This is a genomic window from Mesorhizobium sp. CNPSo 4670 (assembly GCF_057784235.1).
The window spans coordinates 80,822-96,818 of sequence record NZ_JBWJFQ010000001.1 but is presented as its reverse complement, the minus strand read 5'-3'; the positions used below and the strand labels follow the sequence as shown (position 1 = coordinate 96,818).

At 62.1% G+C, this 15,997-nt stretch carries 15 protein-coding genes; 6 read left to right on the top strand and 9 right to left on the bottom strand.

The features are described from left to right. Nucleotides 1-17 precede the first annotated feature (17 nt). Nucleotides 18-491, top strand: coding sequence for a hypothetical protein (locus AC0ZT5_RS00410; protein WP_488494806.1), 474 nt, complete (start codon nucleotides 18-20; stop codon nucleotides 489-491). A 63-nt stretch (nucleotides 492-554) separates the two neighbouring features. Continuing rightward, nucleotides 555-2,633, top strand: coding sequence for a sigma-54-dependent Fis family transcriptional regulator (locus AC0ZT5_RS00405; RefSeq protein WP_488494805.1), 2,079 nt, complete (start codon nucleotides 555-557; stop codon nucleotides 2,631-2,633). Nucleotides 2,634-2,742: 109 nt separating this feature from the next. On the opposite strand, the gene AC0ZT5_RS00400 is transcribed toward AC0ZT5_RS00405, so the two are convergent. The 8 genes from AC0ZT5_RS00400 to AC0ZT5_RS00365 form a co-directional block, all read right to left on the bottom strand. Continuing rightward, nucleotides 2,743-3,786 carry an NAD(P)-dependent alcohol dehydrogenase gene (locus AC0ZT5_RS00400; RefSeq protein ID WP_488494804.1) on the bottom strand — a complete coding sequence of 348 codons (1,044 nt, stop codon included), beginning with the start codon at nucleotides 3,784-3,786 and terminating at the stop codon, nucleotides 2,743-2,745. Between the two features lie 45 nt (nucleotides 3,787-3,831). Then, nucleotides 3,832-5,463, bottom strand: a complete 1,632-nt coding sequence (gene groEL / locus AC0ZT5_RS00395) for a chaperonin GroEL (RefSeq protein WP_488494803.1) — start codon at nucleotides 5,461-5,463, stop codon at nucleotides 3,832-3,834. 77 nt (nucleotides 5,464-5,540) lie between these two features. Further along, complete coding sequence (locus AC0ZT5_RS00390) at nucleotides 5,541-6,338, bottom strand: iron-sulfur cluster assembly protein (RefSeq protein ID WP_488494802.1); 798 nt, start codon at nucleotides 6,336-6,338, stop codon at nucleotides 5,541-5,543. A gap of 5 nt (nucleotides 6,339-6,343) precedes the next feature. Continuing rightward, nucleotides 6,344-7,366 carry an amidohydrolase family protein gene (locus tag AC0ZT5_RS00385; protein WP_488494801.1) on the bottom strand — a complete coding sequence of 341 codons (1,023 nt, stop codon included), beginning with the start codon at nucleotides 7,364-7,366 and terminating at the stop codon, nucleotides 6,344-6,346. A 73-nt stretch (nucleotides 7,367-7,439) separates the two neighbouring features. Beyond that, nucleotides 7,440-7,811 (bottom strand): MmoB/DmpM family protein, encoded by a 372-nt coding sequence (locus AC0ZT5_RS00380; protein WP_095080699.1) that lies wholly within the window; start codon nucleotides 7,809-7,811, stop codon nucleotides 7,440-7,442. Nucleotides 7,812-7,827: 16 nt separating this feature from the next. Next, nucleotides 7,828-8,886, bottom strand: coding sequence for an aromatic/alkene monooxygenase hydroxylase subunit beta (locus tag AC0ZT5_RS00375; protein ID WP_095080697.1), 1,059 nt, complete (start codon nucleotides 8,884-8,886; stop codon nucleotides 7,828-7,830). Nucleotides 8,887-8,933: 47 nt separating this feature from the next. Beyond that, nucleotides 8,934-9,995 carry a 2Fe-2S iron-sulfur cluster-binding protein gene (locus tag AC0ZT5_RS00370; RefSeq protein ID WP_488494800.1) on the bottom strand — a complete coding sequence of 354 codons (1,062 nt, stop codon included), beginning with the start codon at nucleotides 9,993-9,995 and terminating at the stop codon, nucleotides 8,934-8,936. 54 nt (nucleotides 9,996-10,049) lie between these two features. Further along, complete coding sequence (locus AC0ZT5_RS00365) at nucleotides 10,050-11,723, bottom strand: aromatic/alkene/methane monooxygenase hydroxylase/oxygenase subunit alpha (protein ID WP_488494799.1); 1,674 nt, start codon at nucleotides 11,721-11,723, stop codon at nucleotides 10,050-10,052. A 556-nt stretch (nucleotides 11,724-12,279) separates the two neighbouring features. Here AC0ZT5_RS00365 and AC0ZT5_RS00360 point away from each other — a divergent pair. Genes AC0ZT5_RS00360 through AC0ZT5_RS00345 form a run of 4 tightly spaced genes read left to right on the top strand, consistent with a single transcriptional unit; the run spans nucleotide 12,280 to nucleotide 14,420 of the window. Continuing rightward, a complete protein-coding gene (locus AC0ZT5_RS00360; protein ID WP_488494798.1) occupies nucleotides 12,280-12,753 on the top strand; it encodes a hypothetical protein in 474 nt (157 codons plus the stop codon). Beyond that, complete coding sequence (locus tag AC0ZT5_RS00355; RefSeq protein WP_488494797.1) at nucleotides 12,750-13,073, top strand: hypothetical protein; 324 nt, start codon at nucleotides 12,750-12,752, stop codon at nucleotides 13,071-13,073. The genes AC0ZT5_RS00360 and AC0ZT5_RS00355 overlap by 4 nt, the downstream gene beginning before the upstream one ends. 13 nt (nucleotides 13,074-13,086) lie before the next feature. Beyond that, nucleotides 13,087-14,214 carry a WD40 repeat domain-containing protein gene (locus AC0ZT5_RS00350; RefSeq protein ID WP_488494796.1) on the top strand — a complete coding sequence of 376 codons (1,128 nt, stop codon included), beginning with the start codon at nucleotides 13,087-13,089 and terminating at the stop codon, nucleotides 14,212-14,214. 32 nt (nucleotides 14,215-14,246) lie between these two features. Continuing rightward, nucleotides 14,247-14,420, top strand: coding sequence for a hypothetical protein (locus AC0ZT5_RS00345; protein WP_167458684.1), 174 nt, complete (start codon nucleotides 14,247-14,249; stop codon nucleotides 14,418-14,420). 102 nt (nucleotides 14,421-14,522) lie between these two features. On the opposite strand, the gene AC0ZT5_RS00340 is transcribed toward AC0ZT5_RS00345, so the two are convergent. Beyond that, nucleotides 14,523-15,950 carry a hypothetical protein gene (locus tag AC0ZT5_RS00340; protein ID WP_488494795.1) on the bottom strand — a complete coding sequence of 476 codons (1,428 nt, stop codon included), beginning with the start codon at nucleotides 15,948-15,950 and terminating at the stop codon, nucleotides 14,523-14,525. Between the last annotated feature and the right edge of the window lie 47 nt (nucleotides 15,951-15,997).

Sequence of the window (15,997 nt, the reverse complement as noted above, 5' to 3'; positions counted from 1 at the left end):
CGAATCTGGGAGGATTCATGGTTGAGATCATCTCCAAGCGGGATGGCCCGCGGCGCGAGGACGTCCAGGTCAAAAGACTGATCGAGCAGAACCGCTCGACCATCGTTCGTCTTGCCGACCAGATCAGCGGCGGCGGCTATTCGGCTTCGAGACAGCCACGCCAGCAACCCAAGGCGGAAGGCCTGATCATCCATGTCGGCGGCAGCGCGGCAACCGCCTCCGAAGCGAGCCCGTCCATCCGTATTACCATGAACGGCCGTGTGATCTCCAAGGATCAGAACACCGGCCGTCAGCTTCATCATATCGGCGACGTCCGCAACCGGGATGGCGACCAGATCTTCGTCCTGGCAACGAGGCAGAACGGCTTTTTCTCGCCCGTCGATGAAACCATCGCCCTGGCCCTTGCCGAGCTGGATGGATCCCGGCTCACCGCGACCTATACCGAAGACCAGCTTGCCGCCGACATCGGTGCGAAACTCGGCATCGACTGACGACCGGCATTCGGGCGTCCAGCATACAGAAATGGCATACCTCAAAGGTACTGTGATGGCTGAATGAGACACGCGAACGGCCCCGATCAGACGAAGACCGATGCTCTTCCGGCGCGCGCTGCAATGGCTACCGGACAATTGTTCCTGGACAACATCGACTATGACGAGCGCGCCACGATGCGCGCATGGGAGAGTTTTCTTTCCGACGAGCCGACTTGCGCCCGCGATCCGGTCCACGTCCGCTCGCTGATCCACGATTCCTGGTACCGCAGCGCCACCGGCGGCATCAATGCGCAGGGCATCGAAGCGCCGCTGAGCAGCGATCGGAACGAGATCGAATATCTGACCCGCGCCAATGCCGAACTGCTCTCGGCGGCGAGGCGGTCATTCGCGTCGCTTGGCCAGTTGCTGGACGGAACGGGAGCGATGCTGGTGCTTGCCGACAGCGATGGCGTGCTGATCGACGCCATCGGCGACAAGAAGACACTGCATGACGGCATGGACATCCATCTGGCCGTCGGCGGCAAATGGAACGAGGATGCCGTCGGAACCAACGGCATTGGGACCGCGCTGTGGACCGGCGAACCGATTTTCGTCCACGCGGCCGAACATTTCTGTGCCGGCATCAAATCCTGGACCTGCGCCGGCGCGCCGATCCGCGATCCCCTGGACGGCAAGATCATCGGCGTTGTCGACCTGTCGGGCTATTCGCCGATCTTCCGGCCGCATAACACGGCGCTCGTCGCAGCCACCGCCAGGCAGATCGAAAAGGCTCTCGCCGAACAGCAGCAGGAGCAGCGCACGCGCCTGCTCGAAGCCTTTATTTCCTCGGCACCCAGCTACCGCCGGAAAGACGGGTTGGTGATTGTCGATCATCGTGGCCGCGCGATCTTCTGCAACAACGTGCCCAACGGCGACGCGACGGAGATGATGGACGGACCGATGGAGCCGGGCCGCGGTCGCTGGCTGATGAACCTGCCGGCCTCCGGCTCGGAGACCGATCTCGCCAACGCGCTGCCGGCGCATCTGCGATCCTGCCATGTCACGCCGCTGAAGCTGGATGGCGACCTTCGTGGCGCCGCTCTGGTGTTTCCCTCCGTACCGGCCGTCTCCAGCATGACGGTGATACGTCGGGAGGGGGACAAACACCTGCGGGCAGCCGCAGCGATGATCATCGGCGAAAGCGAAAAATTGCTGGCCGCCGTCGATATCGCTTCCCGGGTGGCCGGATCGAACGGTGTCACCTCGCTGCTGATAGAAGGCGAAACCGGTGTCGGCAAAGAGCTGTTTGCACGGCTTGTCCATGCCGGCAGCCGGCGCACCGAAAACGACCCGTTCATCGCCATGAACTGTGGCGCAATCACCAAGGAGTTGTTCGGCAGCGAATTGTTCGGCCACGTGGGCGGAGCCTTTACCGGAGCTTCGCGGGACGGCAAGCCGGGCATCTTCGAACTCGCCAATGGCGGTGTGCTCAGCCTTGACGAAATCGGCGAGTTGCCGCTCGAAATCCAGCCCTTCCTGTTGCGTGTCCTGGAGGAGCGCGTGGTTCACCGCATCGGCGACTCGAGGGGCCGGCCGGTGGACGTGCGACTGGTCGCCTCGACCAATCGCGATCTCAAGCAGGAAGTCGCGGCCGGACGCTTCCGCAGCGATCTCTATTACCGCATCTGCGCGGTCTCGATTCATGTGCCGGCCCTGCGCGAGCGCGGCGACGACGTGCTGTTGCTGGTCGAGCATTTCAATCGTCAGATCGCAAAACTGACGGGCACCGATCCCCTGGAGTTTTCAAACGAAGCACTCGACGCGCTGCTGGCCCATCGCTGGCCGGGAAATGTGCGCGAATTGAAGAACCTGGTCGAGCGCCTGCACATACTGGCGCGCGACGGCACGATAGGACTCCAGGACCTTCCCGAAGAAATCAGTGCGGGCAACCGCAACGCAATGGTCATGCACAGCGACCATCCCACGACCATGCTCGAAGCACCCGTGTGTACATTCGAGGACGGAGAACGACAGGCGATCAAGAATGCGCTTGTCGCGGAGGGCGGCAATCTCAGCAAGGTCGCGCTGAGGCTCGGCATTTCGCGGCCGACGCTTTATCGCAAACTCGGCCAATACGGCATCCGGCGCGGTTTCCTCTAAAGCGCGTCGCGGGTCACTTTTGGGCGACATGCACTAGATCCAATCATCGGCAAAAAACCCGCGGCATTCGCGCCGCGGGTCGGGGAAAGTTCGGCGACCGAAATCGCCTTCAGGGAACGATGACACCACGGCCGGTGAACCGGCGGTTCTTGAAATCGTCGAGCGCGGTGTTGATGCTGGCGAGATTGTATTCGGTGTAGTGCATCTTCACCTTGCCGTCGGCGTTGAGCTCCATCAGTTCGACAAGCTCGGTGAAATTGCCGACCAGGCTGCCGCCGATGTTGATCTCCTCGATGACGAGATGCGCGGTCGGTACGTTGATGTTGCCGCCATAGCCGACGACGAACAGTTGCCCGCCCTTGCGCACCATCTTCCAGCAGATGTTCTCGACACCGAGTTCACCGACGAAATCGATCACCACATGCGCGCCACCGCCGGTGATCTGGCTGACTTCCTCGACAACGTTTGGCCCGCCATCGAGGACGAAGTCGGCGCCAAGGTCCTTGGCCAGCACCCGCGCTGCCGGCTCGCGATCGACGGCGATGATGCGGCAACCTGATATCGCGTGCAGCGATTGCAGCGCGATATGGCCGAGCCCGCCTATGCCGAGCAGCACGCAGTAACTGCCCGGCCGCAGGAGCTTTGCGGCGCGCTTGGCGGCGCGATAGGCGGTGATGCCGGCATCGGCCAGCGGCGCCACCTCGATCGGCGTGATGTTGGCATTCAGCTTGATCAACGAGCGTTCGCTGGTGATGAAGTATTCGGCGAAACCACCATTCATACCAAGGCCGGGGAACTGGCCATTGTCGCAGTACATGTCCTCGCCATGGCGGCAGTTGAGGCAGATGCCGCAGGAGCGGAAGGGGTGGCAGATCACCGCGTCGCCGCGCTTGACCGATCGGACGCCGCTGCCGACCTCCTCGACCCAACCGGCATTTTCGTGGCCCATGATGTAGGGCAACAGCGTGCCTTCAGGATCCATGGTCGGTTTCCACACACCCTCGATGATGTGCAAATCGGTGCGGCAAAGGCCGGCGGCGCCGACCCGCACGATCACCTCGTCGGGCGCGGTGATCGTCGGCGCCTTGACCTCCTCGATCTTGAGCCGAACATTCATCTTCGGGTCGTATTCGTAGAGCCTGGCAGCTTTCATGGCTGTGTCCTTTCAACGTCGAAATCGTTGCGTTGCAATGTTGCTTCAGGCGCGGCCGAGCTTTTCCGAGCCGCCGCCACGCGCCGGTCCGGCAGTGGGGTCCTCATCCTCGGCGAGATCGCCAATCAGCGTTTCGGTGGTCAGGATCAGCGTCGCCACGGAGGCTGCGTTGGCGAGCGCGGTATAGGTCACGCGGACCGGATCGATGATCCCTGCCTCGAACATGTTCTGATACGCGCCGGTCGAGGCGTTGTAGCCATAGCCGCCATTGATGCGGGTGACCTCGACCACCACCGCTTCGGGATCGGCGCCGGCATTGGCGGCGATGCGCCACAGCGGTCGCGACAGGACCGAGCGCACCAGGCGCACGCCTTCGGCGACATCGCCATCGACGCCGGCCGCCACTTTGTCGAGCAGCGGCGCGATCTGCGCGAGCGCCGAGCCGCCGCCGGCGACGACGCCCTCCTCGGATGCGGCCCGCACCGCATTCAAGGAATCCTCGATCAGCTGGATGGTCCGCTTCTGCTCGACCGGCGTGACACCGCCGGCATAGAGGATCGCGGTGCCGCCGGAGAGCTTGGCCAGGCGTTCGCGCAGCTTGTCCTGGTCGATGTTGGGCTGCGAGGCTTCATACTGCCGCTGCACCTGGGCGCGGCGCGAGGCGATTGCACTGGGGTCGCCGCCGCCACGGATGATCGAGGTGTAGGACGAACTGGTCTTCACCCGGTCAGCCGTCCCGAGATCCTCGGCAGTGACGTCCTCGAGCCGGCCGCCGAGATCGCGGGCGATCACCTTGCCGCCGGTGATGATGGCCAGATCCTCCATCATCGCCTTGCGCCAGTGGCCATATTCCGGCGGATGGACGACGAGGTACCGTCCCGGTCCCTGCTTGCCGAGCAGTGTCACCACCACTTCCGGCGACATTTCCTCGGACACGACCAGCAGCGGCCGGCCATCCTCGTCGGCAATGCGGCGCGCCGCATCGAGTTGCCCGGGTTCCTTGATCTTGAGGTCGGTCATCAGGATGTAGGGCCGTTCGAGCACGGCCTCCATCTTCTCCTGGTCGGTCACCATGTGATGCGAGAGATAGCCGCGTTCGAAGGACATGCCCTCGACGACATCGAGCGTGGTCTCGGTGGTGACACTGAAGTCGGTGGTGATGACGCCTTCGGCGCCCACCCGCTGATGGGCTTCCGCCACCAGCGCGCCAAGCTTGGTGTTGGTGGCCGCGATATTGGCGACCGAAGCCAGGATCCCGTTGCCCTTGGCGGGTTTGGCCGAAGCCTTGAGCGCCGCCACCACCGTCGCCACGGCAAGGTCGATACCTTTGCACAGATCGACGGATTTCACCCCGCGTTCATTCGCCTCGACGCCACCCTGGATCAGCGCGTTGGCGAGCACGATGGCCGTCGTGGTGCCGTCGCCGGCAATCTCGTTGGTCTGCATCGACACTTCGCGGACGACCTGCGCGCCCATGTTTTCGAAACGGTCGTGCAGTTCGATCTCGGAGGCGATGCTGACACCGTCGCGAGTCACCATCGGCGTGCCGATCGGCCGGTCGATCATGGCGTTCATGCCTTTGGGGCCGAGCGTGGGCTCGACGGCGGCGGCGAGCCGGAAGACGCCACGGGCGAGAGCACGGCGGGCCTCGGAATTGTGAAGCATTATCTTGGGCATGATTCCTCCTTCCGCCTTACGGGCGGGTTGTTGGTTGGGGGCCTCGTGCGAGGGAGGCCGTTGCTGTCAGCTCTGCTTCAGGCGGTCGGTGCGGTCCTGGCCGGCACGCGATCCAGAATGAAATCGACCAGCGTCGGTTCGCCGTCGACCACATCCAGTTCCTTGTATCTAGTCTGCTTGAGCCCCCGGCACAGCGCGCCGTTGAACTCCATGTTGATGCGCACACCGCGCAGCTCTGCGAGATGGGCACCGAGTGCGCCAGGCGGTATGCGCTGCCTTTCCCAGGTCACGAAGACGGGATCGTCGGCCCGGCGATCGGGAAAACGCTCGAGCAGGGCCGCCCTGTATCTCGGCTTCTGCTTGGCCGCCTCGCCCGGCTCGAACCGTGCGACGTCGTATGCCGGCAGGTCCATGCCGAGGATTTCCAGATCGGTCAGGCCATGCAGCCGCAGGCCGCGCAAAACCGCCTCCTGGCGCCGCTTGAACGCCTTCATCCTGAAGGTCTCGCGCAAGCCGCCGAGATCCTGGTCCTCGGCAAGCACGGCAAAGATGTCGCCGAATGTCTTGCCGGCTTCCATGCCGCGATTGACCTCCTCCGCGAACATGTGGTCGTGCAGCTTGACGCGATAGGCCGGTGCCCAGGAGAGCTGGTCGAGCGCCTTGCGGACGCCGTCCAGCATCAGGAACGCGAAGTTGGGCGAACACCAATAGGTCGGCAGGCGGAAGTCGACCTCGACGCTGCCGTCGCCCGTCACCGCGGCCCGCTCGACGAAGCCCATCTCGGTGATTGGTTCGTCGAGTTCCGGGTCGTTGACCTCATCAAGGCGCCGCCAGAGTTCCTTCTCGCGGCTGCCGGAAACGCTGGCGGTTGCCATGGCTCCTATTCCGCAGCGATGCTGAAGGGCGTGCTGGCCAGCGCCTTCTTCTTGGCCTCGACGTCGATGTTGTAAAGACACGCGGCGTTGAGGCCGAGGATCTTCTCCTTGATCTCGTCGGTCAGCTGCACGCCCCGTTCGGCGGCGATGTCCTGCGGGATCTGATAGGCCCAGAATTTCTCGACCAGCCAGCGCGGCGTCCAGATCGCATAGTCGGAACCGAACAGGATCTTCTCCGGCCCGAGCCAGAACAAGAGCTCGGCGATGACCTCGCCGAAATAGCGCGGGCGCGCATGGATGAACGGCAGCGCCACGGCCAAGCCGCCATAGACGTTGGTCTCCTGCGTCGCGATCCAGCAGAAATCGTCGAGCCGCGGCAGGCCGCAGTGCTCGACGATCCAGTTGAGGCTCTGGAAATCCGTCGCCGCGTGGTCGACATCATGGACGTCGAAGGCGTCCTTCGAGAGCGGGATGATCGTCGGGCCCTTGTGGACGTGGATGTTCCTGATGCCGAGCTTGTCGCAGAGTTCGAAGCATTTGTAGGCATCGGGATCGGTGAGCTTCCAGCCCTTGGAAGCGCCGTTCCATTCGGCCGTATACATCTTCACGCCCTTGACGTTGTAGGTCTCCTTGAGGAAGTGGATGTACTCAAGCGCCTTCTCGCCGTCGCGCGGATCAAAGGCGCCGTTGACGATGAAACGCTCGGGATAGCGCTTGGCCACCTCGGCGTTGCGCTCGATCGTGTTGAAGCCGTTCTTGTAGAAGTCCTTGAGATAGGTCGACTGGACGATCGCCACATCGTCGGGACCGTCGATGAACAGGTCGCGATAGAGATCGTCGGCGCTGTACTTCTCGAACTTGCTCTTCTCCCACAGCTGGTCCTTCGGGCTCAGGCCCGTGTGATAGGCATAGAAGCACTCGATGAACTGCTTTCCGTGGATGTTCTTCTGGTTTTCCGGGCTGCCGTCCCAGAAATGAGTGTGGCCGTCGACCACGAAAATGTCCTTGCCTTCTGGTGTCCTGTACATTGTTGCCTCCGCAGCAATCGCGTTGATCGGTTCGGCGCGCCGCTCCCGGCGGCGCGCCGGATTTTCGTGGCGGCTATTCGATGTATTCGAACATCTCGTCCATGTTGCCGAACAGGATCACGGTGTTGTCGTCGACGCGAACCATGCGGCCGTAGTGGGTGGAGGTGTTGACCTCGAAGGTCTCGGCTGAAATCTCGCGGCCGAGATATTCACCGATCGCGTCCATCTTGAAGATCAGCTTGCCGTCGCCGTCGATGCGGATCAGCGCCGGCTGGTAGGTGATGGTCACTCCGGGCTTCTGGCCCATGAATTCGGCGATGGCGCGAGCCTCGACCGAGTCGTTCATGGTGACGCCGCACTGATGCGAAATCGTCTGCTCGAAGGTGATGTCCTTCATCGACTTGAAGATGTTGGAATGGGTTGCGTCGCGTGCTGCTAGTGACATGACAAGTTCTCCTGTTTCAGCGCTTGAGGCCGAGTTCGCCGAGGATCTGGCCAATCCGCTCCTCGGATTTGGCGCGGACATCCGCGAACGCAACCGGCTTGGAATGCGGCATCGACCAGATCGGCTGCAGGCCGGTGGCTGCCTTGTCGGCGAGCGCGCCGTGTTTCTTGACCCAGCCCTGGAAGAGCTTCTTGTTCGCCGCGCCATGCTTCTCGTCATTGGCCAGCATGTGGATGAGGTCGATCGTGTTGGCGAGGTTGCGCTCGTAGTCGGCCTCGGCCGCCGAAATCACCGCCGGCGTGATGAAGTCGTGGTTGGCAGCGGCAATCTGCATCAGGAAGCCGGAGCGGAACACTTCGCCCACCAGCGGCTCGAAGACGATGTTGATGGCGAAATACTGCTCGAGATAGTCGGTGGCGCCCATGATGGTCTCGACCGCTTCGCGCGTGCCTTGCCAGTTCTTGTCCTCGAGCCAGGCCTTCTTGCCGAGTTCGTCGTCCCAGCCGGGAAGGTCCATGCCGATCTCGGCAAGGTAGAGCGTGATGTCCTGGGCAAGCCGGAGCTTGTAGGACGAGTTGGTCAGCGTCGCGTTGTTGATCATCTGGGTGTAGCCGTAGCGCTGCGCCTGCATCAGCGAGGTGCCGAGCCCGAATTCGGCGTGTTTCCAGGCGCCGAGCTGCGTCTGCAGGATCTTGACCCAGGCCTTGTCGAAGGTCTTCGGCGCGCCCGATTTCCGGGCATTGTTGATGACGCTCTGCACCATCGTCTCGATCTTCGACTGGCGCTGGTAGTGCGTGCGCTCCCATTCCTGGTCGGGGGCGCGGAAGGCATGCCAGTTGGAACTCTGCGCGGCGGTGTTCTGCTTGACATAGGCGCCCTTGCCGTCGGCGAAGGAGATGATCCAGTCCTGGATCAAGTAGCGCTCCGGATCGGGCTGCACGTCGACCGTCATGTCCTCATAGTGGGTGGCTCGCTGGCCTTTCGGGTCGAAATACCGGTATTTCCGGCTATCTGAATCGGCGAAGATCGCCGCGCCGGCGGCTCCGGATCCGACTGAACTCGAGGTTGCAGGCATAATCTCTCTCCCTTGTTGCAGTTGTGGTTGGCTTGGCACTGCCGCCCTCAATGGGCCGGCGTTGCACCTGCCGATGTGGTGAACTTGTCGAAGAAGATCCGCTCCGTTTCGAACCCGTTCATGAACAGGACCGGCTGCAGCGCATCGATCATCGGCGGCGGGCCACAGGCATGGACATCGCCCTGCCCGTCTACCGCCAGTTGCTTGAGCGTGGCGTCGACGCTCTGGTGCACGAAGCCGCGTTCGCCCTGCCATTCGGCGTCGTCATTCGCGTGCGACAGCACGGGAATGAAGGTGACGTCGGAATGATTGCCGACCAGCTCGGCGATCCTGTCGAGATAGAACAGGTCGTTGCGGGTGCGGGCGCCGTAGAAGAAATAGACCGGACGTTTCTCGCCGCTCTTCAGGTGGTCGTTGAGAATCGACCAGATCGGCGACATACCCGACCCGGCGCCGACCAGGATCAGGGGTCCTTGCCGTTCGTCGCGGCGGAAACAGGTTCCGTAGGGTCCGACGACGGTGACTTCGGCTCCGGCCCTGATGCCTCCGGAATCGAGTTCTCCCGAGAACTTTCCCTCAGGGTATTTTTTGATGATGAAGGAGAGTTTTTGGGTTTGGTCCGGCGTATTTGCCATGGAGAACGAGCGCGTAATCGTCTCCCCTTTTTGCGTGGTAACCGTGATGTCGACATATTGCCCCGCCCAAAACTTCATCGGGGAGCCGAGTTCGATTTCGATGCCGCGAATGTCGTGGGTCAGCTGCTCGATGCGAGCAATCCGGCCCTTGTACGTTTTCACGGCGATCGCTTTCGCCAGAATCTCCTCGTCGTAGTTGAGAAGCTCGACTTCCAGGTCGGAGTAGGCGATGCAACGGCATAACAGGACGTGCCCGCTCTCCTTCTCCATGTCGTTCAGTGCGAAGGTCGAGTATTTCAGCATGTCGACCTCGCCTTCGAGCAACACGCTCTTGCAGGCCGAGCATTGCCCTTCCTTGCAGCCGTGCGGCAGGGCGATGCCCTGGCGGAATGCGGCGTTGAGCACCGTTTCGCCATTCTCGACCTCGAATTCGACGTCGACCGGGCTGAGCCTGACCGTGTGGGTTTCCGACATACGGACCTCCAGTGAAAGGTAGGGGCGGGACGAACCCGCCCCCCTTTGGCCTGATCAGTTGCAGGGGTTGATCGTGAAGCCGGCCCGGTATTCCGCCAGGTGCTTCTCACGGTCCGGGGGCGACATGGCGCGCAGCGCGTTGAGCGGCGAACCGAGCGTGTTGCCGCGCACATCGTCGAGCGTCCACATCTCCTTGTCGTCGAAGCGCAGATGCGGCTGCGGGACCAGCGTCTTGCCGTCGGAGCGGACGAAGTTCAGGTCCTTGATGGCGTCGGCCAGATCCCAGCCGTCATAGAGCGTCTCCCACTCGCGCTTGCCGCTGAAGCGGCCCATCGCGGGCGTCGGACGGCCCTCATACTCGTCGGCGAAGGCGACCGTGGCAGTCCAGCGGTCGAGCTCGTGGGCGAAGGTGTAGAGTTCGCCATTGATCTCGCCGACCACCATGTCCTCGCGGATCAGGCAGGGAACGAGGCAGGACCAGCAGCGGTGCGGATAGACGTAGCCGACGTCGCTGTTGAACAGCAGCACCTTCTCGCCCTTGTGGCTGAGCTTGGCGTACCATTTCCAGAAGTCGCCGAATTCGGCGTACCAGCCGGGATATTTGTGCTCGAACCACTCGAAGTCCTTGTCGGTCTGGGCTTCGATGCGCCAGAAATTGACCGGCCAGCCGACCGCGAAGAACTGCCCGACCTTGTGGACATAGTTCTTCTTGGTGATGCGTTCCCAGGCCGCCTGGACGTCGTCGTGATGGACCTTGATGCCGTATTTCTCGAGCGGCAGCATGTAGGTGCGGTAGTAGTCCTCATAGATCCAGCGGTGCCACATTTCCGCGTAAGACTCCTTGTTCTTGTCGCGGTTGGTGGTGCCGTATTCGATGAAGGTGCCGATGGCGGCATCGACGATCGCGTGGTTCTGCCAGAAGGCGTAACGCAGGTCGCGCTCGAGCAGCAGGTGGTTTTCCGGTTCCTTGAGCGCCGCCATCAAGAGCGAGTGGCCGTTGCCGATATGCCGGCTCTCGTCCGATTGCACCGACAAGAAGACGGTCGGCAGCGCATAGTCACCGTTGCGGGCGGCCTCCGAAGGCATGGCGACGAACAGCGTGTTGGTGAAGGCGGTTTCGGCCACCACGGTCAGGTACATGCAGGCGGCGGTCATAGTGTCGCCGGTGATGAACCCTTCGGCGAACTGGCGGCCGATGGTGGTGGCGTAGCACTTTCCGAAGGCTTCCTCGGTGATGTCGAAGCCGGCCGGATCGATGTAGTTCTCCATGTACCATTTCTTCAGGTTCATCTGGATGGTCGAGTGACGGAACTCGTCGATCATCTGCATGGTGAAGCCGGTTCTGAGTTCCTCGCCGGGTGCGATGCGGGCGACCATCGCCATCGAGCGGGCGGCGGAGATTTCCGGAAACGGAATGATGGCCAGGAACAGCTTCATCCACTCGACCCAGCGCGGTTCGACGTTGCGGAACATGTCGCCGCGCAATGCCGCATCGAGCGCGCCATAGACGCGGTTATCCTTCTCTTCCTGCATCGGAAAATAGGACCGCAGGACCTGCTTCATCGGGTCGCGCGGCGTCTTGTTGATCTTGTAGTCGGTCGGAAATGTCATCGCTTCCTGCACGTAGGAAGGATTCCAGCCAAGATCGGCAATCTTCTTGGTCGCCTCGCCGACGGAAATTCCGCGTTGCGAGGTAATCTTGTTGAGCGTCAGAGACGTCATGGTCATAAGCCTCCACCAGGTTGGGGCCGCGGGTCCCTTGACCCCGGCATGAAGCGGCACAAAGCACCGCCAGTGAGAGTGCGAACGGCATGACAACGGGCTGCGCATTGAGGCGCGACTCATGGTCCGGCCATTCAAGTGGATCGCGGCAAAGGTTTTCGAGGCGTTTTGGCAGAGACCCGCGACGCCAACCGCATTTGCGATGGGCGTATCGAAACGCTGCTTCCTCCGTTCCTTCGTTCTTTTGGCACCGCGCCAAGCGCGATGGGCTTCTTGTGAAAATAATCAAAGCAAGCGTCGTGCCAGTTTGAAAACGAGGTCCGCGGCCAGCGCCTAAAACAGGATCGCCATCTTTTCGACGTATGAGCAGGCAGCAAACTGTAACGTTATTTTACAGATGTAATTTACGACTGTAATATTATCCATATATTCGCAACCGCAACATATCTAGTTAGCCGTTGCAGCAAATATCAAAATACGCGGACCATCTATTTAATTCTTCGTCTTTCTCTACTATTTGATGCCAACGGCCCATGGGCGGGCCTGGCGCTGGAGAGAGACCATGCCAAACGATAAGGACAGGAGCGGGCCGCCCCGACCAATGTCCAGCCATGCCGACGGCGTCACGGGCGATCTTGTCAAGCTGATGCCCCGCGATCTGGTCTTTGTCATGCGCTTCATGGGCGAGAGCCAGCACCGCCTGCAGAGCCATTTCCAGGACTTCATCCGGGCCGAGCTTGCCGCCGGCGGCGTCACCACGGAGACGCATCCGATGATCCATCTGTTCATCGAAAACCATGCGATCCTGCTGCGCGACTTCGTGTTTTCCGGCGTTTCGCTGACACGCCAGTTCCGCGTCGACGAGATCGAGCGGCTGACCGGCGACACGACATCGATGATCCGCGTCGACATCTGGGACCAGCTCAAGAGCCACATCGAGACGGCCGAAAGACAGTTCCATTCGCAGGCCGGCACGTTGCCCAAATTGCTGTCGGCTTTCGAAAAGCCACCCGGGCCTTTGGGGAGCGAGAAATGACCGGCGGACCCGATGCTGCCAGGCGTGACGCGCTGCTTGCCCGCCGGCTTGACCTCGTCGCAGGCGTCTCCGCCCTCACTGCCGAAGCGATGCGCCTCAACCAGAAACGCGCCGGCATCGAAATGGACGTACTGCGCCTGGAGCTGGAAATCGGCAGAAGCGGCACCGGCGCGCAACTGGTGCAGGATTTGCATGAGGCAGAGCGAAGTGCTGCGGCGATCATGCAGGCATGCACGGCTTGCGAGGACCGCATCGTCGCGGCCGAAGGCGACATCGAGGACGTTGATCGCCGGCTTGCCGCAACAGCGAACGAGAACTGACGGGAGAGATGGCATGAACCAGCAGACGATGCAGAACCTGACCTTGTTCGACCTTCTGGCCCGCAGCTGGCAGCGGCCGTCGGCGATCGCCGATCTGCGCTTCAGCGCCGACGGTTCGGCTGTCGCCTTCACCTCCGTCGACGGAACCGTCGCCATTGCCGCGGTCGCGGATCACGAGCCGCCGGAGTCGCGGATCAGGGTGAGCAACGATCTCGGCCAGACGACGATCCGCCCCCGGGAAAAGCCACCAGTGCCATTGATCGCCACGGCGGCATTCGGAGATGGCGACGTGCCGCTCTGCGCCGATGCGCATTCAAGCTTTCTGGTCGGCGCGGCCAGCGGCGAAGCGTTGCATCTGACCGCCGGCGGTGAAGTCGCGGACCCCCTCGTCAGGATCGACGGGCCGATCTTGGCCATGGATTACAGCGCCCGGGCGACGCTGACAGCCGTCAGCAATGGAAAAGATGTCTTCCTGTCGAGTGGCCAAGGCGATGCGGTGAAGCTGAAACGTGCCACGACATCGTCCATGGACGCCCTTGCGTTCTCGCCCGGCGGGAGACGCCTCGCCTGCGGCCTTGATGGGGGCCTGTCGATCTGGTCGGTCGAAGGCGACGCCGCCTTGATACGAGACATTTCTCTTTCATCGCGCCCGGTATCGATCCGCTGGAGCGGCGATGGGCGTTGGTTGACCTGCGGGCTGGAGAGCGGCGGCTTTGCGCTGATCAGCCTGGCCGATGGCCGAGCCGATATCGTCGCGGGATTTCCATCGCCCGTTCGGACGGTGTGCTGGAGCGCGCCGGCAAATGCGCTGTTTGCCTCGGGCGCGTTCCGGATCGCCGGCTGGTCGATGAACGCCCCGCCATTTGGCGGCGAAACCTCGGGCGCATTGGAGACGGGTCGCGCCGGGCTGGTTCTGGTCGAAGCGGTGGCGGCGCACCCTGAGAAGAAGCTGATTGCCGCGGGTTACGCCAACGGCCGTATCATCCTCGCCCAGATCGGGTCACGCGACGAGCTTCTCGTCAGACCCCTGGGCAGCGCTGTCACCGCTCTCGCCTGGTCCGGCGACGGGCGGCATCTGGCGATGGGCACCGTCGACGGCACCGCCGCGATCGTCACCTTTCCCGCGCAGTTGTTCAAATAGCGGACACAGTCCACATGAAACAGGAGGATGACATGCAGACCGAACTCACCGCCGAGGACGAGAGCAAGGACGAATTCTTCGAACGGTTGGCCAAACTGTCGGAGGAGATGGTAGCCAGGCATGGCAAGGATTTCAGCATGGGCGCGCTTGTGCTGGCCGCCCGCTGGATCGCCGAAAACCGGGTCGGCAAGCTGAAGACCAACTAGGCTGGCGGGACTGTCCGTTCCTCAGCCGACGAGGCGATCCCGTGGAGCGGAGTTGCCACCGTTGCTACGCCATGGTTACACCGTGCCAGACGGCGAGACCATTCATGCTGCCTCTACCGCTGTCTGATGCCAGGCGGTTCGCTCAAACGCTGTCAACGTACGTCGAGCATGGACCTTCGTGGCGCAAACCACGGCAAGTGCGATGAAGAAGAGGATGCCAGGATCGGCGCTGCCACCCGACAGGGAGCTGGCAATTATGCCGGCGAGGGAAGCATTCCTGACGCTCGTCACGACTGCTTCGGTTTCTGGGTCCACCCATTCCCGCATCCGTCCCAATCCGCCGACCAGGACGCCGAGCAGGATCGCCATCATCAGCGATCCGAACAAGCCAAGTTGGGAAAGGACTGCGATCGGCCAGCTTGATGCCCTGGAACTGCCGAAACCGACGCCAAGGCCGCTTGTGTCCAGGAAGGACTGCAGGCTCTTGACGTTCCAATAGGTGCGCTCATGGCCTGAGGCAGAATCCGCTTTGTTGATGATGGTGCTGTTGATCAGCCTGACGAAAGGCTCCAAGGCTCCGGCATGGTAGAGGCTGATGCCCATGATGGCGACCACGCCTATCGCCATCAGAGCGGTTACCATTATGTCCTCGCGCTCAACCCGCCCCCTGAGGACTGAAACCAACATCGAGAAGGCGACCGGAAGGCACAGGAGAGTCAGACCGACGTAAGCGGTCGATGAAGTCGACAGAATGGTCAGGAAGAGCAGGATGCCCGCCAGCCACTGAGCAAGGCGTGACTTGGTCTTTCGCCAGTAGGTGTAGCAGAATGCCAGGCAGGCGAGGGAAACGCTGGCGAACGAAGAGGCCTCCGCAAATGGCCCGGTAATCCGCACGAATCCTTGCTCGACCGCTTCCGTTATGAGTGCGTAATTGGCGGTTCTGATCGGGGCCAGCAAGTCTCCCGCTCCTACATTCTTGCCGATAAAATCGACCAGCCCCAAGCCCGTGTGCAGACCGCACCACAAGAAGAAGCCGCGGCGGACCTGGTCGATCCTTTGCGAGTGGAGCAGCAGCACACAAAGCGCGATGGCGGTGAGCCCGCCAAGAATGAAGTAGCCCGTCTGTGAAGTGTTGGCCGAAACCGGGGCCAAGGACGCTTCTACGACAGCGCCTCGGGTTTTCGACTGCACGAAGACGGCGGTCTGTCCCGCGAAGAATCTTGGAAACAGCCAAGCCCCGATGATTGCGTAAGCCATGAGGCTTGTGAGAACCCAGACCGGGCGGATGCTCCCGAACACACTTCCAAGATCGAACCAGATGCGCCGCCTGACTGTCACGGCCATGACGAGCAGGGCCGCAAACATGGTGTAGATCAGCGGAGACGACCCTCCTAGGAAGGTAAGCGTCACGATGGCGGTCGCACCGAACGCCTGGGACGCGATCAGCCCGATGATCAGCATTCCCCTGGAATAGCGGGCAACGGCCAAAATCGCCGCGCACACCAGCAGCCCCACCAAAGAGACCTGCATTGTTGATCGAGCCTCCCGCTTGGTTTGGCCCCGGACTGTGCGGACGC